We start from the raw sequence: 25371 nt of genomic DNA on the forward strand, positions 1-25371 counted from the left end.
GACAAGAACAAACATGAAATGCATTAAGCTACCTTTCCAGTAATTCGACAAACTTTTCCAAATTCCTGTTCTATTTGGATATGCAATCAATCCTTCTCCATCCTCACGAGGCGACTTGGAGATGGATGCCTTGTTCGTCAACAGGGACAACCAACAAATCAGTACTGAGCCTTACAAGACAAAATGCAGGCCTACGGTAACATGGCTGACATTACCGGCGTCAGAGTTTCTCCGCATACGTTTCGGCATTCAATGGCGAAATTTATATTTTGAATAGCGGTGCCCCCTTTGCGCTTAGACGAATTCTATGAATATTAAGATGGGGCTATCCGAAATGAAAAGTTTGATGAATGCATATCCAGCCAAAAACTATCAGAACGGAAAGAGTGAATGCTGGTTAATATTTATTCTTGTTCTCTTTTCGGGCCCCCTTTCTTTTCATTAAAACCAACTAAATTGGCTCTATCTTCCGTCCAACGATGCAGCACAACCCGCTTGAAGTTTGTATAAAATCCGTCTCTCAGTCTATGATACACTCCTGCTCCAGACGAATCCTGCGCTCTATCATGGTTTCCAGCACCGGAAGCCAATCCGCATATCGTGGTTCTCTTAACGCATGAACAAGCTGACTGGCATAATCTTCACTGACCGGCGCTGCTTGTGATTCGTACTGGAGTAGCGTATCCACTCCCATCCGATAAGGTCGAAGCCCTGGGAGAAAATTGGATTGAATCCACTTAAAAATGCGGATTCCGCCAAGGTCGATATCACCCCAGTGGAGCAGTTCTGGCGGATTCGACGCTTCACTTACTACCTGACTCAGCTTTCGGAGAAAGCTTTGCAAGACACGATTTGGGTACCCTCCTGTGTAGATGACAAGAACCTCACCAGCACGAACCGAAGGCTGCTCTAGATAATGATGGTAGCTCGTCCAATTCTCAATGGAAAGAATGTGACGAGCAGACACAAAGACATGCGTTATCACATCAATCGTCTCACCAGAAAGCCCAAGACCGCCCGGAAATGCGCTGGTGTCAACCTGCTTGCCGTCGCGGGTTCGAAAGACAAGTGAGCCGCATAAAAAGACACTTTGAGGATTACGAGTAAGACCAAGCCAATCCAACCATTCCTCTTCTGTCTCCCGTTGCTCACCGGAAGCCTGCTTTGCCAGAGCAATCAGCCGTTTAAGCGTCTGACGCTCCAGATGCTTCGTATCTCGAAATAACTGCTGGCTAAAGATGCGAATTGGTACTGCACGATCACCAAGCAGCGGCAACTCGTTCAACGTGTGAACTAGATCAACCGTTCCTTGCACATCATCTGGATCGAGGCGAACAGCCTTGCCTTGCGCCAATGCATCGTCCATTTCCTGTCGCCACTTTTGAACCCAACGCCACGGATGAGAACTCAACGGAATCAGAGAAGCCCGCAGTTGCTCCAATTTGGTGCGCAAAGGAGTACGACCGGAAATTCGGTAAGCCTCCTCTACAGCTTCCCATTGCAAATATACTTTCTCTATTTCGTCTGAACGATATTTAGCCATTGTAAGTTGAACAACATCTTCCTGCTCTAACTCGGCTAGCCTTTCGTTCATCCAATGACGCTTTCGAAAGTCCATCTCATCGTTGTAATCTCGAGCAAAAGGACTTTTCCCAATTATGAGTTGGGGACGCATTTTTCCAGGGGTCCCTGTAACAAATGATTGGCTTTGTTCGTATTTGTTCAAAAGCAAGGTCAGCAAATCCTTGCCAAATTTCTGCTTAAAGCTTATTTCGTCTGCTTCCATGCACAAGTCTTACCTCCTACTACCAATTCAAAATAAGGTGCCTTGCCTTCCGTGGCGTTCACTTTCAAACGGAGGACTCTCTATACTTTCACCTAACTTTGACGAGGATGAGTCCGTATTGGGAATTTTATCATCCGTTAAGTCAATCGACTTTTCGATTGTTTCAATATTGTGAAATGCAGGACTCGTCTCCGCTTCATCTGGAACCCAGCGGTCAATCATATCAACAAAGCATTGGTAGTCATGCTTGCTGACAAACAGCGTAGTCGTCACTTCAGGTGCCATATGCTGCATTTTCTCGTCTGGAACAGCGGCTACCAATTGCAGTCCCATTTGCTTAATTAGCCGCAAACTGGATTGAATACGCTGTTCGTCCATTTTGTTGAACGCTTCATCGAAGACAACCAGACGAGAGCTTTTGTTTGAATATAAATGATGAAACGAAGCTAGGATCGCAATATAAAAAGGAGTCTGTGTCTCGCCGCCGGATTTCTCTTTAAGTACCTGCGAGAATCGGTAACGCCCCCCACTGCTCGACGAAACAATGATGTCAAAGTCCAGGTATTGCCGGTAATCGGCATACTCTTCCATCTGCCCGGCCTCTCCACGCACCAGCATTTCGAACAATTCATGTAGCACTGCAGTTCGATCATTTTCTGGCAGGTCAAACAGAGATCCCTTCTCCATCAAAAGTGGGTCCATCACTGCCTCATAAAATTTCTTGTACCGTTCGCTCGGCGAAACCTCGAAGTGATACTTGTCGTCAGAAAAGGGGAAGTTCCGCAGCGCATAGTTCAATTGTTGGAATTCACGCCGCGCCATCTCAATTGCTTCCCGCAGCTTAAATACAAAGTGAGACTTAAACTCCTCCTCGGACTCAGCAAGCGCCTCTGCAACCTTTTGCTGATATTCTGGGATGTTAAGATGTTCAATTGTATCGAGCAAACGATCATAGGCATCATTCTCGGAATCGTTCGCATCACCATTGAAAGTATTATCAACATTGTATTTTTGCCTTAGTTTGGCTACATCATTGAATTGGTCATCACGCTTGGTCTGTAGTCCCTTGGAGCTACGTTCCCAGTTTTGCAACTTTTGAAACGTACTGGCTGTTGTTGATCGCTCCGCTTCCTCATAACGTTGCTTGGCTCGCTGCTCACTCTCAGCCCCATACTCACCCACCCATTGCTCAAGGATAACTTCAGTGTCTCGCACTCTATTCTGTTGAACGAACAAAGCTCCCGCAAGCTGCTTACACTCGGCTTCAATCGTGCCTTTATCCTGCAAGAGACCTCCCCATTTCTCCTTCCAATGCTTCTCCGCCTCGCGCCAATGCTCGTAGTCAGCCTTAAGGCGTTCAGCTTCCGCCAGGTTGAGTCCTTCCCATTCTAGTTGCACTTGTTCCTGACGAAACCTGCAAGTTTCCAGTTCTCGCGGCAATGTGAGGTGAGACGATAAAGCATTATACACGGCATCCTTGTCCCGGAATCGATCCAGCCACTCACGGAAGCTAGCCCCCAACTCCCTTAGCCTTGTAACTGTTTCCCTAATCTCTTGAAGCTCCAACTTGCGAATCTCCAATTGGCGTGCGATTGCCTTGGTTCCAATATAAGGGATTTCATAGTACTTTTTCGGAATTTGTCTGGCCACAAGATTATTGTATACCATACAACTACGCGTAATGGCTGTACGATGCCGTCGCAACTCCTGCTCGTCCTTAGCTTTCATCACTCTGCCTAGCAGGTGCTCGGCACGAGCCCGAACGACAGGATGCTCAGCAACAAGCTCATGCGCCAGCGAACCCGGCTCCGCCGTCCCTAGATATTTTCTTTCTTTTTCAGTATCGACAAGGCCCACGCCTTCGAGCTTTCGCGTCCATTTCTCTCGTTCATAGATGCCTAGAGCCTCCGCGAAGCATTCCGGTTCCACCAATAGATCAAATCGTTGCGTATTCAGATAACCTTCCAGTGCATCCCGCCAGCCTTCGTCAACAAGCTCCGCTTCCTCACAAAAAATCCAGACCGCAGAACGTCCCCTTAACCTGTCCTCCAACAATGCCTTTAACTGTCTGACCGGCTCCGCATAGCTGCGCCTCTTCTGCTCTAGATCACGGATAATGTTCTCCAGTTCAGTAGCCTGCTCCTCCGCTGCATTCAGTGTTTCCAGTAAACGAGCTTCGCCAATCAAGAGCCGGTCATACCAACCAGACCGGGCTTCAGCAATTGTAGCTAGCCTCGCCGCCCATATTTCTTCATCCAATTCTTCTGCCTTGCCTTTGTCTACAATCGCCAGCAATCCCGCAAGATGCTCCGTATATTGTCCAATCTTCTCACGCTCTCCTGTTTCCCACGACCAATATTCTCCGTCCGTCCAGGTGGAGAAGTTCTCCAGCAATTGTCTCTCCCGATCAAGCCTAGTGCAGTAAATAGACAATAATTTCTCCAGTTCCACTCGTTTCGTCTCAAGCTCTCGAATCTCCGCCTCCAGTTCCTTTTTTCGTCTTTCAGCTGCATGATTCTGCCAGCGCTGGTAAGCGAGCTGCGACTGCTCACGCGCCTCATTCAACTTAAACTCTGCCAATCCAGTACTTTCCAGTAGGCGAGCCAAATTTTCCTCTGCTTGCTGCTTGAAACGCTCCTGTTGCTCGAGATTCTCTGTTTCATACAACACTTTTAATTTTCGAATAACATAGTCCTGCTCTTTAATTGTTTCTTTAAGCCGGGCATACTCCTGATAGCCATCTCGAATGCCCTGCAACTGCAATTTTCGCTTCTGCAGCAGTTCAAGCTCCTGCCTGTAGCGCTCATGAATCTCGAAATTCTGCTTCATCAAATCCAACTGCAACTCACGCTTGTCCAGGATGTAGTCGTAAACAAACGTCCGTATATTGCGGATCGGCTTAAAAGACAATGCTTTGGTGAATATATGGAAAAATCGATCCTGCAGTTGACCCAATCTTGCCAACAATGCCTTCTGATAGTTAGACTTATTACGTTCAAATAGAGCCCGCCTCTTTGATCCCTGCCTCACACCAAGCTGCAGATCTCCTTCTCCAAGTCCAGTCCCAACACCGGCTCCATATCGTCGTTTAAACGCTTCCCGATTCAGCAACTGCCCTTGCGAATTAATAAAGTCAAGCTGATCCAACTTGCATGCAGCCAATATAAAATACTCTTCCTCATACGAACGGTCGCGGTACACGTCAATAGCTGCACCAATAACAAACGATTCCTTCTTGTCCTCGTCTAGGAACTCAGCAATAATGTAGGTCGTAAAATCCCCGTCCCGAACGTACGAACGCTCATCGCTGCCAATCTTACCCATTAGGTAATTCTCAAAACTGCGCTTCGCCTCATCGTGAGCCGCAGCGTTGAAGCGGATAAGTCGCTGATCAACTACAAACAGCACCTGAAGGGCGTCGATAATCGTCGATTTACCGGCGGCATTTTGTCCTGTAATTAATGTCTGTCGGCCAAATTCCATAGTTACATCCTTGAAGTAGTGCCAGTTAATCAACCGGAGCCGTGTCATCCATTTCATCCAGCAATCCTCCTTCCTCTGCGGCATCGTAGCGTTCCAGTCTTTCCGTAAGTTGAGCGATTTCGTCAGCCTGAACAACATACATCCAAGTATGGTACAGTTTGAACCGGGCATCGTCCGCTCGATGATCCTCATCCATCGCTTCGAGCAACTGAAACTGTGCACACAACCGAATAAGCTTGTCCAGCGCTGTTCGTCCCACCCATTCAATCCGAAACGTCTCAAACTTACTACGAATTTCATGCAACGTCACCATCGGATAATCAGCTAACGACAAGCCTTGTCGCTTCTCCTCATACAGAAGACGCAGCACAAGTAGCCAAAGGGTCTGTTCCCTATCCATACGCCTGCGGAGCCTTCCATCCGGAAGGTGGAGAAAGACGCATTCATGACGTTCATCAACTGTTAGTTCCCAACCGAGAAATTGAAAGTAGGCTTCAAGTGCCTGACTATGACGCCGTATGATGGCATAAGCTTCACGATCCCTGTCTCTAACCAGCAGATTGACCTCGAATAACCGATTCAATACATGACGAACCTTGGCTTGCTCAGATTCACTCAATTCGTCAAACATCATCTTTTCGGGCCCCCTTTCTTCTTGACAATTGTATGGTTATCGAAGCGATAACCGCCAATCGTTAGAATATTACGGCCATCACTTCGCCGAACCAGGAAGTTCGAGCCCCCGTCTGATCCATACAAATAAATATAGCCCAGCATAATGAACTGCTCCGCATTCTCGGGTGCGAGTTCGGCCATCTCCATCTCTGCCCGTTCACCCAAACGATTCGTTACATAATCATCGACCTTCTTTCGGGTAATCGCCTTGCGCATTCGTTCTAGGTTTTTGGTTCGCAATTCCTCCAGTAGATGATCAGGCATCTCCACAGCTACATGCACATCAGGTTGATGAGGCGCCCGCTTACGCCGCGGCGGCAATAAGGATTGTTCAGAAAGAGCTCGGGTCTGGCGCAGCGCAAACAACGACTCTGTACCATCCATTGACAAGTCTTTGCTCAGCCGTTCAATTAAACGTGCAAGCTGCTGATCTATGCCTTCATTCTGCTGACTCAAATAGCGAGCACGATCATAAGAGGAACGCAAGTATTGATTGTGCCGCACATCAATTTGGTAAAACAACTCATCCAGCCCGTTGAACGTTTCATCAATGAAAAAGAGTGCCTGCTTCACAGCCTGCCCAGCCTCGTCTACCGAAGTGTACAATCCACTCTTCACCCCATCGAGTGCAGCCTCTTCCAATTGCTGTCGATCTAGCAGCCATTGCTGTACCGTATTTAGAATTTGCATTCGATAACGGGCAACATGATCGGACGTCTTCAGCCGATGATAACTCTTGTCAATAATTTGCGTTTTATAATGGTCAAAATGATGATCCAGTACATCTTGTATTGACGTCTTCTGAACAACCTGTTCCATCAAGTGCTTCATATTGTTGTAAAGCGCCACAAGCTCCTGTCGAAACTGTCCACTTACTTCCGCCGCACTCATAACGGCCGAACAAGGCTGCAGCCGGGCTCCTTCTCCGGTCAGCGATTGATAGACCAAAAATGCGAATCGCTGGTACTCAACCGTCCTCGCATCGCACAACTCTTTTAACACACCAATCAGCCGACTGGCATAGTGGGGCAATACAATGAACCGCTCGAATTGAGCTCGCGTCTCCACATCGATCCACTTTCGCTCTTCCAGTCGCCGCAACATTGTATTCGCTTGAGCCCTCGTCAGGTCTTCCATGTTAATCTGTCTCAAATCGTCACTGCGCTCGCTCTCCTCGTCTTCCGTATCCAATACAGCAATATCCTCACCCAATTCGCGCCGGGTATCCAGCATCTCCTGCAGCAAATCCCGCATGACGTTAAAACGAATGCCGAAGCGCTCTGTCTGCGCCTGATCGTACAGCAGCAACAGAGCCTCAGCATAGATTTGCTTATTAGAGCCCACAAGCAGCGTAAACAGTCGATCCGGAATAATGTCGAACAACTTCATACTCGTCACACATTCCCTCGTTAGTATAGAATTCCTTGCGCCGATAGGCTTGTTAATATACTGCCTTATGCCATCTCCAGTCATCGACGCATTTTTATAAATTTCGACAGTAATGGCATCATATCCTTTAATCTATTGTTGCCTCAGGGTAGAGGTTACGTATAATCAAATCCTCAAAAACAACTACCCGGCACACTACTATGTAGTATGATAAAGGTGAAAATAATGATATTAAATCTGGGAGAAAAACGCCCTGCTAAAGGAGGTGAAACGTATGGCTAAGTATTCGGATGAAGAGATCAGAGGCATGTCCAAAATTACCATTAAAATTGCAGCAGATTACCTGGGTATATCCCCAAACATGCTGACACCCGGCATGAGAAATGACTTGTTGCCCATTGGTTTTGCAATTCGTAATGAAGATCAATATAGGGAGAGTTGGTCTTATACCATCGTACCGGAACGGCTTATTGCCTATAATCACGGCAAGATCAATGCAATTCAGGTGGAGAATATTGAAAAAAACTTGAATACGATTATTAATCAATTCGAAGAAATGAAACGGGACCTGGTTTTTCTATTAAGCGAAAACGAGGGATTGGAGGGATCAAACAATTCGACGCAATCCTTGCACCGCGGGTAAATCATGCACTGCAGGGTAAACATACTGCAATTGACTTTCATGATGATAAAGAAGCAGTTCAACAAGTCGCACAAGAAGAGCAACCAACTAGAATTGAACCTGCAGTTGTTCCCATAATTGAAGTAAGCTCGTCAAGTGAAGGAGAGGAGGGAAGCGCTTTGCCCGAGTATTCGAATATTGAAATGACTCGAAAGCAATTATACGATGAAATCTGGGAAATATCGGTCGCCGGAGTGGCCAAAAAATACAACCTCCCTTATACCCACCTTATGAAACAGATTAAAGACGCGGGCATTCCGATTCCTCCGTCTGGATACTGGACGAAGCTCAATTTTAACAAGCCTGTAACCAAGCTTGAATTACCGGAGCCGGCAGACGAAATCATTTTGTTATCCAACTCCCGACCTTCTACTTCTAAAAAGAAGCGGCAAAGCTTAACGATTGAAAGCTACAGCAAAGACGAGTTGGAAGCAGGCATCGCAGAAGCATCAACAGCACTCGAAGCTCCTACATTACCAGTGGAAGAGCAGGCTCCCTTCCCTTCTACAACAATTAAGGATGATGCCAGCGAGGTCGCTCAAACAATTGACCTACCAGAAACGTATGAGCAATCCGGACAAACCTTCAATATTTATGACAGAGAGCTTCTATACAATGAAATATGGTTGGCTCCCGTAACCGAAATAGCTAAACGGTATGCTGTCTCGGATGTCGCAATCCGCAAGGTATGCCAGTCGTTGGATATCCCCACGCCTCCAGTTGGGTATTGGGCCAAGCTTCGAGCAGGCAAGCCAGTGCCCCGTACTCCGTTACCTATAACCAACAAGCCTACTAAAAAATCAGGGGTACGAACCGGAGCAGATTACAGTCCACCACTTGAGAAAGAGACTCTCAGCTTTTTAAATGAAGAAGATAGAAGTGTTGTTCTTTCTATTGCAACGCAAATCAGACTGCCCGATGAGAACGCCAAAATGCATCCGACAATTGTAGCCCACCGAAAATCAGTCATTGATTGGAAGAGAAAACATAGGGAGCAAGAAAGCAAAGGTTATAATAGAAGAGCTATGGATACTCCTCTGTTTCTTGCCGACACGGTTTCTGAAGAATCCTTGCCTAGGGTGTTGCATCTCTTTGATGCGCTAATCAAAGCCATGAAGCCGCTCGAATGCTCCCTAACTAGCGATTTAAAATTTGTTGTCAACGGTGAAACCGTCTCTGTCTCGGTAACAGAAGCAAAGGACGAAATCCAGCATATTCCTACGAAAGAAGAAAATATACAACTACTAAAGTATGAAGAAGATAAGCGCCGCAATTCCTGGGCGTCAAAACCAAAAATCAAAAAGTATGACTATGTGTACAATGGCCGAATAACCGTTTCGGTTAATAACTCAAAAAGCTTCCGAGATTGTAAATCATACGTCATTGAAGATCGTCTTGGTGATCTCATGATTTCGTTGTATGAGGCTTCCGATATACTCAGGCAAGAGCGCGAGGCTCGAGAGGAAGCCGAACGTAAGCGTCAGGAAGAGGAACGTCGAAGAGAGGAACGCCGTCAACGTGTAAATGAAGAGGTTGACCAAACACTTATACTGGCAAATTTATCGGAGGACTACGATGTCGCCTGCAAAATAAGACGCTACATTGCGGCAGTTGAGGCATCTGAAAACCTTGATCCCAAGACAAAAGATTGGATAGATTGGGCAAAAGCCAAGGCAGACTGGTATGACCCAACGATTGCCCGGGAAGACGAGTTTTTCGGGAAACGCGATCACCAAAAGAACGCTGACCAAAAGAAGCTTGAGCGTAGATGGTGGTAATGAACGGGAAAAGCAAGTGCCTGCTTGCTTTTCCCAGAGAAATGTACAATTTCACCTCCTCTAAGCAACATCCCTTTTTCAATCCAATAACTTCTCCTTATAAAATCTCCTCATAGGTGAGGATTTCGCACGCTTAGATCGCATCTCCGGCCGCCATAAATCCACGTATTTCTTGACCATGTCCTGTGAGGTATTTCCCAAAATGTCCTGCAGGCTGTAAGGATCACATTCATTCATAATATACAGCTTGGCAAAGGAACTACAACGTTTTTTCGATAACATACGTTGGGAGGATGAGCTTTAGAACACTCCATAAAGTTAAAAGAAACCAAACGACGTCACTGAAGTGTTCTGCCGAGTGGTTTCTTTTAACTTGGATTTATCTTTATTTCTCTTAGAATTTCACTCTTCTAAGATCGGTTAGAAAATGTCACCTAATTCGTAAACAGTCTTCTTACATCGGAGCTTTCAAGGATATTGCAGAACTCATCGAGTATAAACGATACCGCGGTCTCCAAAGGTATACTTGTAGGCACTCCTAGCTCTCTTGTACTGTATATCGCTTTCTTTGCAGAGCCTCTTGGCACAATTACATAGTTCTGCACTGTTGCATAAATGTCAACGAAATTTCGATATAATATAAAATTCAAAGCCTTTTTAATCAGACTAAGTTGCTTATCTAATGATATATTGTTTAACGATGATGTAATGTTGTTTATCTCAGATACTTTTTCAATGAGGTGGTCAATTGCTCTTTTTGATGATACAGCTAGAACAGCAGTAGGCGCATAACGCAAAACACCATTTCTAGGAGTTGTGATTCCGCCTCTTGGTCCCAGAACTTCATAGTTTGAGTCAACTATTAAATCACATAAATTTTTGCTAGTATACGCCTTTAACTGTGGTCTTACAATTCCAGTATCTACACCATCTAAATCATATTTCCCTAAATCTTGAGTGATCAAATTTATTATATATTGTTTATTAGACTGTATATATTTAGTAATACCATCACTAACTACTCGATCCATAAACTTATGGAGTTCAGTAATCATCTCCAATACCTGACTCATGCACGCCATACTAAACAATTTATACAAATTGTAATCTTCGGAAGATATATCAAATACAGTATCATTGACTGTACTAGCCGAAGTTAAAGAAGCTGAATCAGGCACTAAAAACTCCATTCTTTTCTGATCAAAATACGAGTCCTTGAACATATATTGATTCTGCTTCAAATAAGTAATATTTAAATCATGCAATAACTTCAAAGTTGTCTGAAAGTTATCCAATTCATAGTTTGGAAATAAATTGTTTTCACCATTTTGAATTGTTTGAATAAGCTCTACCGTTTCTTCGACATTGGTAGGTGTACCTTGGACCTTACAAGCTAGAGGAAGAACTTCACTTCTTCTAATAAGAAAAATGGGGACTGACTTAAAAACATTCTTAAGCGTATCTTCATAAATTTGAAGAATATTATTGGTATAACCGTCACGACTACAAAAAAATAATACTCCACTTAATCCATCAAGCCCTAAATCACTTAACGATCTAATGTTAGTAATCTTGGTTCCATCTTCTTGCTTTTTAAGCGCTAAATCCATAAGACCTCTAGTATCTCTCATGTATAAGTCAATCTCTAGCTCGTCAAGGACATTAGCCAGATTTTCAGCCGCCTCAACTAAAACAGTAATCTTTTTTATATATTCATCAATGCCTTCAGTATTTAATATTTTTGCTAAATCCTTTGGAGTTATGCTCTCTTGAAAACTGTCTAACATTTCTCGTAGCCTTACTTCAAAGTTTTCATTTTCATTAATGGCCTGCAAGTTCAGTATTTTATATATTGGATTTTTCTGAACCTCATCATTAAATTGTTCAAAACTTGAAAAATCACTTGATTTTGCTATAGCAGAGATTCGAAATTGAATATCTTCAATCATTAAATCTTGCTCTTCTGAGGTTAAGGAGGAGATCAAATGATAATCTACAGTAACTTTTGTCCTATTCTTGTCCCCCAGAAACAGTGTAATAATCTTTTCAAGTTTTTTTACTAACGATGTAATAAACGACGTTTTTCCAGCTTTCGTCAAACCAAGTGCTGCAATTATCAACTTCCGTCTCTTTCTTCGTTCCTGACGATTCATAGCTACGTTCTCAAATTGCGGGACTACTTTATTCATTTCCTTGCATACCTCCATGAAATAAAGTCAGCACCTGGCTAAACAAAAAAGACCTTGCCATAAAAAGACAACGTCAAAATTCCTGTCATTTCGCCTGCACATAAGTATCAATTTCTTATATGCCACATTTCTCAAATAGTCCATGTGGGGCACCGCTATCTTCACCATACCAAATAAAACCAAAATTAGCAAGGTATACGCCAATAGACCTCAACTATTAGCCTTTCCTGACCAACAGTGAACAAGTACTGAAGATGGCCCGAAATAATCCGATGTAGTAGAATCTCCTTATAACTTTATATTTTTATATTAACTAACCATTGACTTTATTGGTTACCAATAATAATTTCAGTGTTAATCAAAACATCAATTTTATCAATCAGTGTTTTCTTCTGCTTTTCAACTAACTCTATTTTATCTGCAAGTTGTTTTTGTACTTCTAAATCATATATTCCATTCGCTTTAACTGGTATAGGAATTGTAAAATCTAATTCTTTTATCATTGTACTATTAAATTTGGTATATTCATTTTTCCCTTTATCACCCATTCTCCCTTTTACATTTGATCTAAAGAGCGGTTCTAAATAATTCTTAATATACCGTAAATCTAGATTCGATGAATCTACATCTTTATGGAATATCATAATCCCTACTATGTTGGTAAAAGAAAATTTTCCTTTTACGTGTTTTATATATCCGGCTAATCCGTCTGTATTCCATAATAAGTATTCTCCATCATATATAAAACTGTTTAAATAACCTAATACTCCATCTATTTGAGTAGAATATACTGGGTATATCCCTGCATTATTATGAATCATTTCTTTAGATATTACATTCCCTCGTTTTAATATAAATAAATCATTAAACTTTACATCAATAGTCGCTACTTCGTGTGAAAAAGCTAATTTTATATTTTCTATTTCCTGTTTCTTTTCAATAAGTTTTTTCTTTTGATTTTCAATTCTTTGATGTTTATCCGCAAGCTTACTTTGTTCTAATAAATTAAAATTTCCATTTACATCAACTGGAATTGGTATTTTAACATTCATAAGATCTTGTTTGGGTAAGTTACCCCTACCTTCACTTTTATTCTTAAGTATCAATATAGGTTGTGCGACAATTTGAACATACTTTAATAGGATGCAATCTTTATACTCTTCTTTCAAGGTTAATCCAGTTACATGTTTTCCTAAAGTGTAATATTCATCTTCTACAATATAGGTATATCCCGCCGCTCCATCATTAACAACCAATAAAGCCGGTTTTGTATTATTATAAAATTTCACCATTCCAAACGGCTTACCAATTGTTGCTGTATATACAGGATAATCGCCCTTCAAATTTTGTATCTTTTCCCTAGTCAAAGTTTTATCCGAAGGACAATCATCAAATATATCTATAATCTTAACTTCTTTAAATTTCATCCTTTGACTCCCCATTCTTCATATATTCAGGGGTTCCTCCAAAAACTGTAATAGTCTCGTTTATTAATTTAATAGTTTCATTCATTAAAACAATAAAATCTTCGACTGTTGATAACTCCTTAGCTTCCTTGATTCCTATTTCTATTTTTTCTTCTTCAGACCAAAAGTTTTCTGCAATCCAACTATTATTTACATTAAAGATATCAATATTTAACAATTTCATTTGTTTATCATTTTCAAACCAAGATTTAAATGGTTCTTCAATAACCTGTTTATCCTTTAAATTTTTAAATGAATTAAATTTAATTACTGCTTCATGTAAATCATTATCATCAATATCAAAACGATTAGCGTTAAGCATTTCGCCAACAGATTTGCACAAATAAACAAATACAGGGGAATATTGTTTCACTTCACTTTCTAATTCAACTTGGGTTTTCTTTCTCAAAGTAAGGATATAAGTTTTTTTAGGTGTATTGAAGAATGAACGTATTGGCAGCGAAATTATACTTTCAATAAAGCAACTATTCAAAATTGATTGCTTAAGCTTTTTGTTCTTTATATTCGAAAAGATTCCATCAGGTAAAACAATATTAGCTGTTCCACCGAAATTCAGTGATTTTATAATCCACTCTAAAAACAATCCCTCTACCCCTTGGGCATTAAAAGTATAGTTACCAGTATTTTTAGCAGCTTTGGTCATTGAAGCATCGGGTAAATATGGAGGGTTCGCAAGTATCAAATCATATTTATTTTCTTCTAGTTCACCTAAAGTACCTAACATTGTTTTACTTGAATAAAATGTATTATTCAATAATTCTTCTGCTAAATACTGAACTGATTTAACATCATTACTTTCTCTAAATAGTTTTGAAAAATATATCAACATATTAGCTTTAGCTAATATAGTGGTAATATCATCTTTTCCTGACATCATTTTCTCAAATCCATAAAGTTCAATATTTTTTGTTAATACTTTCCCATTCATCTGAAATAAATCACTTCTATCAGAAATAGCTTCAAGTAAAAATTTACCTACCCCACAAGCAGGATCACAAATCTTCATATTTGGTCTAATTTCAACCATATTGACCATTTCTTTAACAATTTTTAATGGAGTGAAAAATTGTCCCATATCTGTTTTATCATCGCTATTTTTCATAAAAGTTTCAAAAAGTTTAGATTTAAAGTCTTTACTTATGTTTATAAATTTACCATTTTTCTTGTCATAATTATAAAATTCAATCATTACATTTTTGAACACTTCATCAGTGCTATCTTCGCTAATATAATGACCTGTTAAGTCTTTCTTAGCATGGAATACCTGCCCATTAACAATGGTTGTTTTATCTGGCCCTTCAGGAAATAATAATTTCATTGTATTTCTTGGTCCATCTAGATAAGCTCCTAAAACATCAGCATCTGTTTTTGAATCATCCGAATATAATTTATAAATTTCTTCAAATGAGTTCGAATTTTGTAAAACACTTATATCTGATAAGTATTTAAACAAAAATAGTTCTACGAAGGTATATAAAGACATTTTAGAAGACGCAAACGTCATTTTCTTTAATATTCCTGCTATTTTTTTTGCTAAATCTGATGGATCTAAGTCTTCTATTTTAAGGATTCTATCATTATTTTCATCTATTGAAAAAACCACTTTTTCAATGAATTCCGCTAATTTTTTCGACTCATTCTTAGGCTTAATATGAAGCCTTACTTCTTTCCCGTTCTCATCCATTATTCTGTTTTGGGTCTTTGGATTTATCCAAATAAACGTGTCACCATCCGAAACTATATATATCTTGGCATTTACTTCTTTTGCAATATGAATTTCTTGTTTAATTGCCTTTTGAATTTTTGCTTCTGAATCAAATTCTTCTGGCCTTTTAAACTCCATAAAAACAACTACTTCTTTATTTTTATTGACGATTAATACATCGGGTTTTTTTCCGAAATTCTTTTTAACTTTTAAATTTTTCAGCTTCCCACTTTTAATTAAATCATTAACAGTTGTCGCTCCTAAGCTTAGACATGTATATTTATCTAATATTTGAATAGGTATCGAATATAATTCATCTTGAATTGTTTGCTCTGACATATGTGTAACCCCTTCTATTGTTCCATTTAAACCCATTTTTAAAAACCTCAATTGTAATTATATCCTATCAAAGTTATAGGTATGTTTCCATGATAAATTCTTAGGAAAGTCTATTGTCTGTCCAGTCTTTACCTCAATGGTCCGTTATTTCTCCTACTTGGCAACTTAATCTCCACTTTCCTCCGCCCCATCATGATCTTTGCTTCCAAATGCATTGAGCTACGCACGCATTTCACTTGTTGACTTTGTGTTCATTAAGCTATTTCTTAACTCACTTGCCCCTCGAAATCCACAGACATATATTTTAAAGAAGCAAGGAAGCTTTTTGAACGAACGCGGTTCCAGTGCTGAATATGGGTGCACATGCATTAGCTTTTCCACTAAGCACTCTTTGGGGGCAAATCAAAGGACGCTTTCTATAAAACCCTGAATTAAAAATAAAAAAAAGCGGGACCTATCCCGCTTCGTTGCCGTATACGCCAGTACACCTCAACTATTAGTCCTTCCAAACTATCAACGCACAGCACTCCACATGCACGGTATGCGGAAACATGTCCACCGGCGTCACCTCAACCGTGCGATACCCACCATCCTCCAGCACACGCAGATCACGTGCCAAAGTGCTCGGATTACAGCTCACATACACCACGCGCTCCGGTTTCATCTCCAGAATTGTATCCAGCAAACGTGGATCGCAACCTTTACGCGGCGGATCAACAACGATGACGTCGGCTTCGATACCTTGTTCTTTCCAGCGTGGAATAACATTCTCGGATGCACCGACTTCGAACTTCACGTTCTTCATCGCGTTCAACATGGCATTGCTGCGTGCGTCCTCAATTGCTTCGGGCACGATCTCCACCCCGTACACCTGATCCGCATGCTGTGCGAGGAAAAGAGAGATTGTTCCGATGCCGCAATAAGCATCAATGACTGTTTCTTTTCCGCTCAGCTCGGCGTACTCTACCGTCTTCCCGTACAGCACTTCTGTCTGCACCGGATTCACCTGATAGAACGAACGTGCCGAGATGGCAAACTGCACATCCCCGATATAATCGTAGATCACATCACGGCCCCACAGGACGCGGGTTTCATCGCCAAATATAACATTGGTCTGCTTTTTGTTAACGTTCTGGCAAATGCTCGCCACATGCGGGATCGCTTCACGGATACTACCGATCCATGCATCCTTGTGTGGGATGTCGCGGCCATTGGTGACGAGAACAAGCATCATCTCACCAGTACGGAAAGCCTTCTTCACGACCACGTGGCGCAGTAGGCCGCGGCCTGTCTCTTCGTTGTACGCACTAATACCGAGATGGCTGCCTAGTTCCTTGACCTTGGCGACCACTTCATCGTTATGCTCATGCTGAATCAGGCAGCTCTCCATATCGATGATCCGGTGACTTCCTTTAGCGTAAAAACCACCTACCAGACCACCCTCGGCTGCACCGATAGGCACCTGTGCCTTGTTGCGATAACGCCATGGCTCGTCCATACCCATGGTAGGCAGCACACGAATGCCCTGTTGCTCGGCACCTTCCGCATCCTCCACCAACACATTCAGCTTACCAATCCGCTGCAAATTATCCACCACCAGCTGGCGTTTCCACGCAAGCTGTCCGGCGTAGCTCATATGCTGGATCTGGCATCCGCCGCATTGATCGTAGATCGGGCAAGGTGCGGATACACGATCCGGACTGGCCTTCACGATCTCCAGCAGTTTGGCGTAGCCGTACTGCTTCTTGGTTTTCATCACTCTTACGCGTACAGTTTCGCCCGGAAGCGCACCTTGCACGAACAGCGTGTATCCATTGGCACGGCCGACACCTTCACCGTCATGGTTCATGCCGATGATATCGATGACGGTCTCTTCATTTTTGCTTACAGGAAGTCCTTCGATTGGTGCAGATTCACGTTCCCGTCCCTTCGGACGAACGGCAGAAAGAGATGCGCCTTGTGGCCGCACCTCTTTCCCTTGCTGACGTGTAGATGGACGAGATGATTTGCTCGGCTGGCGGGAGGCTGACGCATTCCCTTGCCCCTGAGAGGCAGCCGAATTCCGGCGGTTTTTTCCACGACCGCTGCGGTTCGTATTAGACAACGTACATTCACTTCTTTCTTCATATATGTTCATCCCTTGTGCAAGGGAGATTCCATTCATTTTCAGGCACCATGAGATTATACGTGATCCCACTGCCCACGGCAACAGGAAATCACATTTTCTCCCCGATCCATACTACGCTTAACGATACAACATCAGGTGATGACGCAGGTTCTTGAATGTCGCAGGCAATGTGCCGCCTAACTCGCCATCCAAATTCAACTGTACATAGCCCGGCGACGTTACTTCCATATAATCCGTTTGGAAATGAACGACTTTCTTATCATTTAGATGTTCACCACGCAGCGCAAGGGTTACGAGGCGAATCATATCAGCCAGATTACATTTGCGCACACCGATCACATCGAACAGACCATCATCAATGGTGGCACCTGGAGCCAACTTCTCGAAGCCCCCGACAGAGTTTGTATTGGCAATGAGGAACAGCATGAATTCATCATGAATTTCTTCCTGACCCGCAGCACGGATAACCAACTCCTGCGGAGATAGGCTCGCCATTTTCTCAATACCCTTCATATAGTAGGCCAGTTGCCCAATCATCGTTTTCAGACGGCTTGGCACCTCATACGTCAGCTCGGTTAACGAACCCCCGCCTGCAATATTAATAAAATATTTATCATTTGCCTTGCCCAGATCGAGCGGACGAAGCTGCTGGTTAATGACCAGATCGACGTAATCTTCCCACTGTCTTGGAATACCGAGCGCACGCGCAAAATCATTGGTTGTTCCCAGAGGGAATACACCAAGCGGAGGACGATTCTCCCGCTCGGCCATGCCGTTGATGACTTCATACAATGTACCGTCGCCACCAGCGGCAATAATCATGTCATATCCCCGTTCAATCGCCAGCTCCGCTTCTCGGGTTGCATCTCCCTCACCCGTTGTTGCGTGACACGAGGCTTCGATACCACCTTGATCCAAACGCTGCAAAATATCTGCCAGACGTTTCTTCATTTCTTCCCGGCCTGAGGTCGGATTATATATCAAGCGAGCTTTTTTCATCTCATACGCCACCTATTCCACATTATCCATGAGTCTGAACGACCTCATATTCTTACTATCTGAGAGTGACCGTAGTCGGGCATCATTTTACACAATGACTCACGTCCGTTAATCCTGTCCCAACACTTTTCTCTACTTATATATATGCATAAGGAATTCCGTCTCATTCCAAAGCCTTTATGTACTATCATATCATCAAATGTAAAGATGTCCTAGCCTGTGATACATAAGTAATTATTTTCATATCGATTATAACGAAATTTTACATCTGGATAATAATAACGATAAAACCTAAAGAACTATCCCACTCCAGCAATGACGAGCATGCTCTCTGTTCACTTCCGAACTTGTCTATCCTTTACAAAATAAACCTCTAGCACTCCTCTTGAATCTAATCCTATGGATTTCCTGTCATTTATAACCATCCATCACCATTCTGCCCGCTTGGGCCGGAAATAGTCTAATACCCTCTCAAATCATGAGGACTGCAGCTCAAGCAGAGGCCAAGTGTACTCGCGTTCGGCATGGCACAATGGCGTATGGGCTATTATGTACGCATGGTACTTCCCGAAAGACTCCCCTTCCTCCGGTCTCGGCACTGAATAAGACCGATTTTGGCAGGTCCAATGTTTCGTTGAACGACAGCAATTTTACAAACAATTTAAACAAGGCCTGGTTTAGATAAAAAAAGTAAAATCCCCTTCAAGTAGACACAGAACTTGGAGGGGATTGTTTTGCAATCACATATAGTTTAAAAACCAATCTTTCTGCCAGCTCGGAGTTGTTTATACCAAAAATATACGGTGCAGCCTACACAGTAACCGAGCAATGCGGCACTTGCAGCGAGGAGAAGCATCGACGAGAAAATATAACCTGCTACCTGCCAACCAAGGCCGAATGAGACAAGTGCCAGCGTGAGAAATAATACGGCCAGAACATTGTTGAAGCGTTGCAGTTCCACTGCCTGTGTCTCTGTCCCTTTTCCCGTTAACACAGCCTTCCCAATCTGCACAAACAGATTAAGCTTGCCTCCGGATGCCAAACCAATGACTTGGATGATCCATAATGCTCCCAGAATTAACGGCTGGTTGAACAGAAATGACAGGACAACAAATAGCACAATCCCAATCTGGTTCGCTTTGACATAGCGCATAGGCACTTCCCGCATCTGCATATCTCCTTATCCCTATTTTATTAGTTGGTTTAATTGTAGTCGGGATCGGGACTTTGAGCAATAGTCATCTCATTTGAGATTAGAATATTCTTTTTTGAGCACATCCCAATGAGGAGTGGGCGTGCGGGTAGCCTTTTTCCAATCAGTAAATGCATTATCTAACGCCTCAATCTCCCCAAAGGAACCCGCAACCAGTTTATAGATCGGAAGCATACTATACATCTTCAGTAGAAGGTAAAACATCCGTTGATGTTTGCGAATCAGTTTGGCCTGAATCTTCGGTATAATCGTTATACCCATAGCCTCAAGCACGCTAAAGCCCTCATCCATCGCCCCAATCATATGCTGGAGTTGCTTCCTGTTCCCGTCCAGCTTGATCATCTCATGCTTCTCATTAAAGCTCACCGCATTAAGCATCAGAATGGGCACAATATGGCTTTTCAGCCAGGCATCGATATCATCCAGATAATTCAACTTGTATTTCGTCTTCTCAAACGCTTGATCCAGTCTAGATTTAAAGGCAATCTCACCGTCCAGCCCACCAATCACCATTTGCCCGCTTGCTCCACCAATGGATAACATACGGTCTTCTTGCCGCCGCCCGCCGCTGATATGAAAACCAAATGCGACTTTCTTTTCCACCTTGCTGTTTTCCTCCAAAAAGAGTTGCATGCTTCGTGCATCTGCATTGTTACCGACAATCACCATATTCCTGCTCTGATTGGCCGCCAAAATAGGCAGTACCGATGGAAAATCGTTATATTTCATAACCACGAAAATAAGATCATATTCATCATTCTCTTCCAGTGTTTTTGTTACCCGAACCGGATCAACGGTCGTTTTAAACTGGAACACATGACGAATGACAATACCATCTCTCTCCAGTTCCTCTGCCCGCTTCCCTCTAGCCAGAATGGTGACGTCATTTCCCCCACGTACCAGAACCTGCGCCAACTGACTGCCCAGAACACCTGCGCCATACACTAATATATTCATTAGTTATCCCTCTATTTCAAATTTTTATGGATATTCGTTGCTTTATCAACATTTGTTGATAAAATAAGAGTAACAAAGCATCTGCAACGCTTCAATCGCTAAAATATCCGTTATTGTTGAATAATCAACGAATGGATCCATATTGTTGAAAACATCAAAGGAGGAGCCATGGACAGACGAGTTGTCAAAACAAGAAAAGCTATAACCGATGCCTTTATCGGGTTGTTAGAAGAGCAGGAATTCGAGCAAATTACGATTAATGAGATTGCTGATCGGGCCAATGTGAACCGTGGTACCGTCTATTTGCACTACACGGACAAGTTCGATCTGTTGGATCAAAGCATTGAGACGTATTTGCAGCAGCTGGTGGAGAGTTGCATGGTGGAAAGTCCTACAACGCCCATGACCGTCAAGGACGCGTTGCTCTCAACCTTCCGTTACCTGGAGCAGCATGCTCCCGTTTATACCACGCTATTAACCCAAAAAGGCATTCCTGCCTTTCGAAACCGGCTGATGAACATCCTGATTCAGGGAGTGGAAGAGCAAGTTGATGCGTGCGGCATTCACAAGGGAATCAATCGGGAGATTAAAGTACAATTTCTGGCCTGTGCCTCCGCTGGGCTGCTGGAATGGTGGATCATGAATTCCATGCCTTATCCAGCCGAGAAGATTGTTGAAGAACTGATGTCTTTGCTGGAGCTTCATCTGATTCTTCCTTCTCAGGTAAAGGGTTAATAAGGAGCTACGGATTGAATGAACAGGAGATCATATGTCGCAGAGACTCCTCCCTTTATGCTGAACTTGTCCTCATACTCCTTATACATGTTGGTGAACAAACGTCGTAAACTGTACCCAGGAATCGTTGCTGCTTCTGTAGTGCTGGCTCCCATTCCTTTAACCGTATACAGAAAATCTCTTGCGGAAGCATACTTTTCCATATAAATCGAACGCTCACAAAGGAAACTAGAATACCCGGATTCCTGAAGCATGATTTCCCATTGAACAGGTGAATGAAACGAAAGTCCATGCCGCTGTGATTCCATCCCGTTGGCTCGATAAACTTCATCAAATGCCTCATGCATCTCACGAAATGTATCAGGCCCGAAGGTCGTAAATATGAGCAAGCCACCCGGGCGCAGCATTCGCCGCAGGTGACCCAGTGTTTCCTGTGGCGAACTTAGCCATTGAAAACACGCGTTAGAGACGATGATATCTACTGAGGACTCCGGAGCATTTACAGCCCACATTTCGATATCTGCCTGTAGAAAACGTAAACGATCCTTTGTACAATTCGCAGTACCTGGATGCTCAACTGATCGGAACCGTTTTGAAGCCACTTCGATCATCTCGGTTGCAATATCAAGTGCAGTAATATTTGCACTAGGCCATTCATTTACTAGGATTTGAGTCAATGCCCCTGTTCCACAACCGATTTCGAGAATGCTCGGATCACTTAAGACCCCTTTGTTTTTCCATTCTGCGAGGGATCTTGCTAGCTGCTCAGCCATAGAACGCTGAATATGAGCATGTGCATCATAAGAAGTGGCACTACGATTAAATTGGCGTTGAACAGCACTACTTCTTCCAATGGTCATGCCACCATCTCCTCCATTCATCAGCGATGTGTACTTCCTTTCCCAAAAAGGGTGCATGCCCGCAGCCTGTTAATGTAATTAACTCGGCTTGAGGTATTTGAGTGCTAAGTTCCAAGCCAGCACCGTAAGGACATATCCTATCCTCAGTCCCATGAATAAGAAGAACCGGACAACTGATATTGGGCAATTGAGACAAACATTCCTCGCTTCTCAAAAGCTGAAGGCCTGCCAGTAGCGCTTGAGTTGTCCAGCTCCCCATAGGAGGTAGATGTTCAGCAAGACCCGCCTCCCATTCTTGCTCCGTAAACATAATCTTTCGAAAATTGGCTTCAACTGCGTGTTGATCCTTTAAAATCCCTTTGATCATCTGCCTAACGTATGCATCTGCCAAGCCGCGGTCAAACTCTTCTTTTGAGCGGGTAAAACGAGCCGTTGCACCGAACAGCACAAGGCCATCGGCGTAACCTTTAGCCGCTAGTCTGAGCGCCAGTAAACCTCCAAGCGACCAACCTGATATTAGAAGCGGACCGTGGGAAACTCTCTCCCTGCAAGCTATTCCTTCAATGCATAACATATCTCTAACTGATGTTTCAGTTAAACACAGCATTTCCTCTGGAGAATCCGCAGCACTATAATCTACAGAAATATGTCGAAAATCAGGCAATAACAGGCGAAGACGGTCAAACACCGCATCAGGCATGCTCCATCCCGTTAACCATAATACGGTTCCGTTTGTCTCCCGCTCTATTTGCAGTGAATTATTATCCGAGGCATTCATGAGCTCAGCACTCCTAACTGCAGTCCGATTTTGCAGATTTGTGCACTGGCATCATTCAGTTCCTTAGGAGTATGGTCGGCTGATAAGGAGAAGCGGATTCGCGCTGTGCCATCAGGAACGGTAGGCGGTCGGATGGCAATCCCAGCGATACCGCCTGCTTCAAGTGCCTCACTGAAACGAAGAGCCCTTTCGTTATCACCGACAATGATCGGCACAATAGGGGAGTCCCCGGTCCCAACGTTAAATCCGGCATCACTAAGCGAAGAACGAAATAATTGACTTGCCGAGTTGAGGCGTTCGCGGCGCCAATGATCCGCTTTTACCAAAGTTAACGCTGTTGATATACCAGCTACGAGAGAAGGCGGCAATGCCGTTGAATAGATGAGCGGTCTTGCTTTGTTAACGAGAAAGCGGATTAATGTTCTGCTGCCGCAGACATAAGCTCCATATAAACCGAATGATTTGCTAAACGTCCCCATATGCACATCCACATCATGATGCAGACCAAGCTTAAAGCAAAGTCCTTCACCCCGTTTCCCATAGATGCCCCCGCTGTGCGCCTCATCCACCATCAGCATTGCCCCGTATTCTTGTTTTAGCGCAACGAGCTCTTCCAAGTGTGCTTGATCACCATCCATTGAAAAGACGGCATCCGTGACAATCAACTTACGTCGTTTATCCCGATGTTTGTTCAATAATAGCTTCAGATGTTCCATATCATTATGTCGATACCGGGCATGTTCCGCGCGGCTCAGCACAATACCGTCTACGATGCTGGCATGGTTTAATTGATCACTAAAAACGACATCATCCCGGCCCACGAGTGCGCGAATGACACCAGAATTAGCCATATAACCATTTGCAAAAACAAGCGCAGCTTCACTATGCTGCCAAGTGGCCAGCGCTTCTTCCAGACGGCCATAAAGCGGTCGATTCCCAGTCACAAGGCGAGATGCGCCCGAGCCTCCTCCTTCGGTAAGAAGCGCCTCGCGAATTGTATCGATGATAGCGGGATGTCGAGCAAGTCCCAGGTAGTCATTGGAGGCCAGGTTGAGGAGCACCCGGTTTCCTCTCCACGTATAACCAGGGCTATCTGGAACCACGGCACTATCACGCAAGTAACGTTCATTGGAGGCATCAGCCAATAACGCAAGTTCTTTTTCCATCCAATTCATAGTCCGTACCGCCTTAAAGTGCATTTAACTCAATCTCAAAACCCAAATCTTCAATCATTTGATGATCATTCGATATTTCCTGACCTGCTGTCGTTAAATAATCACCTACAAAGAGTGAATTAGCAGCATACAGTGACAAAGGTTGCAATGTACGGAGGTTGATCTCGCGTCCACCCGCAACACGAATCTCTTTAGACGGACAGATGAGCCGAAATAGTGCTAGTACCTTGAGCGCCTTCATAGCCGGTGTGCGTCCTGCTCCTTCCAGAGGGGTCCCCGGTATCGCATTCAGGAAATTAATTGGAATTGAATCTGCATCAAGCTTACGGAGTGCGAAAGCCATCTCAACAATTTCCTGATTACTTTCACCCATACCGATGATGACACCGGAACAGGGTGACATGCCGTATGCTTTTACCTTTTCCACGGTTTCAATTCGCTGGTCATAGGTATGCGTTGTGGTTATCGATGGATAATTGGCCTTGCTTGTGTTCAAGTTGTGATTGTATCGGTGCACACCTGCCTCAGCCAAACGTTCTGCTTGACCGTCCTTCAAGATTCCTAGACAAGCACAGATTTTAAGTGGCATCGTTTCACGGATTTCTTTTACCGCTTCTACCACTTGATCCAGCTCCTTATTCGTGGGACCTTTGCCTGAAGCTACAATGCAATAGGTTCCTGCTTTACGCGCCATAGCTTCATGTGCACCTGCAAGCAACGTTTCTTTGTCGAGCAAGCTGTATTTTTGGATGGGCGCGGTGGATACGATGGATTGTGAGCAATAGCCGCAGTCTTCGGGACAAAAGCCGCTTTTGGCGTTGATGATCATATTCAGCTTCACTTTTTTGCCGTAAAAATATTGCCTCACTTGGAAAGCCGCGTGCATTAGCGGCAGTACCTCATCGTCGTTTGCTTCAAGCACGGCAAGTCCCTCTTCAATCGATAAACATTCGCCATTCAACGATCGTTTCGCAAGCGACGACCACTCTAGATTAGTTACCGTTGTTTTCAAC

18 protein-coding genes and 2 pseudogenes are annotated in these 25371 nt (G+C 43.5%); 4 read left to right on the plus strand and 16 right to left on the minus strand.

All coding sequences use genetic code 11. The features are described from left to right. Positions 1 to 520 precede the first annotated feature (520 nt). From ACR1R9_RS23390 to ACR1R9_RS23405, 4 genes are read right to left on the minus strand one after another with little or no spacing between them, the layout of a single operon-like run. Entirely contained in the window at positions 521 to 1786 is a 1266-nt protein-coding gene (locus tag ACR1R9_RS23390; protein ID WP_433922552.1) for a Wadjet anti-phage system protein JetD domain-containing protein, read from the minus strand. 27 nt (positions 1787 to 1813) lie between these two features. Further along, complete coding sequence (locus tag ACR1R9_RS23395; protein ID WP_433922551.1) at positions 1814 to 5326, minus strand: ATP-binding protein; 3513 nt, start codon at positions 5324 to 5326, stop codon at positions 1814 to 1816. Then, positions 5295 to 5903, minus strand: coding sequence for a DUF4194 domain-containing protein (locus ACR1R9_RS23400; RefSeq protein ID WP_433922550.1), 609 nt, complete (start codon positions 5901 to 5903; stop codon positions 5295 to 5297). Before ACR1R9_RS23400 ends, ACR1R9_RS23395 begins: the two co-directional genes overlap by 32 nt. Beyond that, the gene (locus tag ACR1R9_RS23405; protein ID WP_433923662.1) at positions 5900 to 7333 is read right to left on the minus strand and encodes a Wadjet anti-phage system protein JetA family protein; all 1434 of its coding nucleotides are present in this window, start codon (positions 7331 to 7333) and stop codon (positions 5900 to 5902) included. The genes ACR1R9_RS23400 and ACR1R9_RS23405 overlap by 4 nt, the downstream gene beginning before the upstream one ends. Before the next feature lie 274 nt (positions 7334 to 7607). Between ACR1R9_RS23405 and ACR1R9_RS23410 the strand changes: the two genes are divergently transcribed. Next, positions 7608 to 7976 carry a hypothetical protein gene (locus ACR1R9_RS23410; RefSeq protein WP_433948875.1) on the plus strand — a complete coding sequence of 123 codons (369 nt, stop codon included), beginning with the start codon at positions 7608 to 7610 and terminating at the stop codon, positions 7974 to 7976. 158 nt (positions 7977 to 8134) lie between these two features. Continuing rightward, the gene (locus tag ACR1R9_RS23415) at positions 8135 to 9793 is read left to right on the plus strand and encodes a hypothetical protein (protein ID WP_433922548.1); all 1659 of its coding nucleotides are present in this window, start codon (positions 8135 to 8137) and stop codon (positions 9791 to 9793) included. A gap of 434 nt (positions 9794 to 10227) precedes the next feature. Here the strand turns inward: ACR1R9_RS23415 and ACR1R9_RS23420 are convergent, their stop codons facing one another. The 6 genes and pseudogenes from ACR1R9_RS23420 to ACR1R9_RS23445 all read right to left on the minus strand — a co-directional run bounded on the left by ACR1R9_RS23420 (position 10228) and on the right by ACR1R9_RS23445 (position 18640). Beyond that, positions 10228 to 11982 carry a hypothetical protein gene (locus ACR1R9_RS23420; RefSeq protein ID WP_163977828.1) on the minus strand — a complete coding sequence of 585 codons (1755 nt, stop codon included), beginning with the start codon at positions 11980 to 11982 and terminating at the stop codon, positions 10228 to 10230. Between the two features lie 326 nt (positions 11983 to 12308). Next, the gene (locus ACR1R9_RS23425) at positions 12309 to 13409 is read right to left on the minus strand and encodes a restriction endonuclease subunit S (protein ID WP_433922547.1); all 1101 of its coding nucleotides are present in this window, start codon (positions 13407 to 13409) and stop codon (positions 12309 to 12311) included. After that, entirely contained in the window at positions 13399 to 15513 is a 2115-nt protein-coding gene (locus ACR1R9_RS23430; protein ID WP_433922546.1) for an HsdM family class I SAM-dependent methyltransferase, read from the minus strand. Before ACR1R9_RS23430 ends, ACR1R9_RS23425 begins: the two co-directional genes overlap by 11 nt. A gap of 219 nt (positions 15514 to 15732) precedes the next feature. After that, positions 15733 to 15882: pseudogene (locus ACR1R9_RS23435) on the minus strand (tRNA-dihydrouridine synthase); the annotation flags it as partial. Between the two features lie 127 nt (positions 15883 to 16009). After that, positions 16010 to 17650, minus strand: coding sequence for a 23S rRNA (uracil(1939)-C(5))-methyltransferase RlmD (gene rlmD, locus ACR1R9_RS23440; protein WP_433922545.1), 1641 nt, complete (start codon positions 17648 to 17650; stop codon positions 16010 to 16012). A gap of 108 nt (positions 17651 to 17758) precedes the next feature. Next, positions 17759 to 18640, minus strand: coding sequence for a diacylglycerol kinase (locus tag ACR1R9_RS23445; protein ID WP_063568189.1), 882 nt, complete (start codon positions 18638 to 18640; stop codon positions 17759 to 17761). Between the two features lie 486 nt (positions 18641 to 19126). Here ACR1R9_RS23445 and ACR1R9_RS23450 point away from each other — a divergent pair. Beyond that, positions 19127 to 19237 (plus strand): annotated as a pseudogene (locus tag ACR1R9_RS23450) (NPP1 family protein); the annotation flags it as partial. Positions 19238 to 19391: 154 nt separating this feature from the next. Here ACR1R9_RS23450 and ACR1R9_RS23455 read toward each other — a convergent pair. Both ACR1R9_RS23455 and ACR1R9_RS23460 read right to left on the minus strand, forming a co-directional pair. Continuing rightward, positions 19392 to 19808, minus strand: coding sequence for a DUF4395 domain-containing protein (locus ACR1R9_RS23455; protein WP_076291615.1), 417 nt, complete (start codon positions 19806 to 19808; stop codon positions 19392 to 19394). 75 nt (positions 19809 to 19883) lie between these two features. After that, positions 19884 to 20810, minus strand: a complete 927-nt coding sequence (locus tag ACR1R9_RS23460; RefSeq protein WP_310854859.1) for a ketopantoate reductase family protein — start codon at positions 20808 to 20810, stop codon at positions 19884 to 19886. A gap of 168 nt (positions 20811 to 20978) precedes the next feature. On the opposite strand from ACR1R9_RS23460, the gene ACR1R9_RS23465 reads away from it, so the two are divergent. Beyond that, on the plus strand, positions 20979 to 21545 hold the full coding sequence (locus ACR1R9_RS23465; protein ID WP_433922544.1) for a TetR/AcrR family transcriptional regulator: 567 nt from the start codon (positions 20979 to 20981) through the stop codon (positions 21543 to 21545). Here the strand turns inward: ACR1R9_RS23465 and bioC are convergent. Genes bioC through bioB form a run of 4 tightly spaced genes read right to left on the minus strand, consistent with a single transcriptional unit; the run spans position 21542 to position 25370 of the window. Then, positions 21542 to 22405 (minus strand): malonyl-ACP O-methyltransferase BioC, encoded by an 864-nt coding sequence (bioC, locus tag ACR1R9_RS23470; protein WP_433922543.1) that lies wholly within the window; start codon positions 22403 to 22405, stop codon positions 21542 to 21544. The two genes, ACR1R9_RS23465 and bioC, sit on opposite strands and share 4 nt — an antisense overlap. After that, a complete protein-coding gene (locus ACR1R9_RS23475; protein WP_433922542.1) occupies positions 22386 to 23183 on the minus strand; it encodes an alpha/beta hydrolase in 798 nt (265 codons plus the stop codon). The genes bioC and ACR1R9_RS23475 overlap by 20 nt, the downstream gene beginning before the upstream one ends. After that, positions 23180 to 24358, minus strand: coding sequence for an 8-amino-7-oxononanoate synthase (bioF, locus tag ACR1R9_RS23480; RefSeq protein ID WP_433922541.1), 1179 nt, complete (start codon positions 24356 to 24358; stop codon positions 23180 to 23182). The genes ACR1R9_RS23475 and bioF overlap by 4 nt, the downstream gene beginning before the upstream one ends. A 13-nt stretch (positions 24359 to 24371) precedes the next feature. After that, positions 24372 to 25370, minus strand: coding sequence for a biotin synthase BioB (bioB, locus tag ACR1R9_RS23485; protein ID WP_433922540.1), 999 nt, complete (start codon positions 25368 to 25370; stop codon positions 24372 to 24374). Between the last annotated feature and the right edge of the window lies 1 nt (position 25371).

Origin of the sequence: Paenibacillus taichungensis (genome assembly GCF_050994985.1) — a bacterium.
Taxonomy (GTDB): domain Bacteria; phylum Bacillota; class Bacilli; order Paenibacillales; family Paenibacillaceae; genus Paenibacillus; species Paenibacillus taichungensis.

Bases quoted from the DNA above. Each gene is read 5' to 3' on its own strand.
- ACR1R9_RS23390 (WP_433922552.1), bottom strand. From the start codon at position 1,786: ATGGAAGCAGACGAAATAAGCTTTAAGCAGAAATTTGGCAAGGATTTG.
- ACR1R9_RS23395 (WP_433922551.1), bottom strand. From the start codon at position 5,326: ATGAAATGGATGACACGGCTCCGGTTGATTAACTGGCACTACTTCAAG.
- ACR1R9_RS23400 (WP_433922550.1), bottom strand. From the start codon at position 5,903: ATGATGTTTGACGAATTGAGTGAATCTGAGCAAGCCAAGGTTCGTCAT.
- ACR1R9_RS23405 (WP_433923662.1), bottom strand. From the start codon at position 7,333: ATGAAGTTGTTCGACATTATTCCGGATCGACTGTTTACGCTGCTTGTG.
- ACR1R9_RS23410 (WP_433948875.1), top strand. From the start codon at position 7,608: ATGGCTAAGTATTCGGATGAAGAGATCAGAGGCATGTCCAAAATTACC.
- ACR1R9_RS23420 (WP_163977828.1), bottom strand. From the start codon at position 11,982: ATGAATAAAGTAGTCCCGCAATTTGAGAACGTAGCTATGAATCGTCAG.
- ACR1R9_RS23425 (WP_433922547.1), bottom strand. From the start codon at position 13,409: ATGAAATTTAAAGAAGTTAAGATTATAGATATATTTGATGATTGTCCT.
- ACR1R9_RS23430 (WP_433922546.1), bottom strand. From the start codon at position 15,513: ATGTCAGAGCAAACAATTCAAGATGAATTATATTCGATACCTATTCAA.
- rlmD (WP_433922545.1), bottom strand. From the start codon at position 17,650: ATGAACATATATGAAGAAAGAAGTGAATGTACGTTGTCTAATACGAAC.
- ACR1R9_RS23445 (WP_063568189.1), bottom strand. From the start codon at position 18,640: ATGAAAAAAGCTCGCTTGATATATAATCCGACCTCAGGCCGGGAAGAA.
- ACR1R9_RS23455 (WP_076291615.1), bottom strand. From the start codon at position 19,808: ATGCGGGAAGTGCCTATGCGCTATGTCAAAGCGAACCAGATTGGGATT.
- ACR1R9_RS23460 (WP_310854859.1), bottom strand. From the start codon at position 20,810: ATGAATATATTAGTGTATGGCGCAGGTGTTCTGGGCAGTCAGTTGGCG.
- ACR1R9_RS23465 (WP_433922544.1), top strand. From the start codon at position 20,979: ATGGACAGACGAGTTGTCAAAACAAGAAAAGCTATAACCGATGCCTTT.
- bioC (WP_433922543.1), bottom strand. From the start codon at position 22,405: ATGACCATTGGAAGAAGTAGTGCTGTTCAACGCCAATTTAATCGTAGT.
- ACR1R9_RS23475 (WP_433922542.1), bottom strand. From the start codon at position 23,183: ATGAATGCCTCGGATAATAATTCACTGCAAATAGAGCGGGAGACAAAC.
- bioF (WP_433922541.1), bottom strand. From the start codon at position 24,358: ATGAATTGGATGGAAAAAGAACTTGCGTTATTGGCTGATGCCTCCAAT.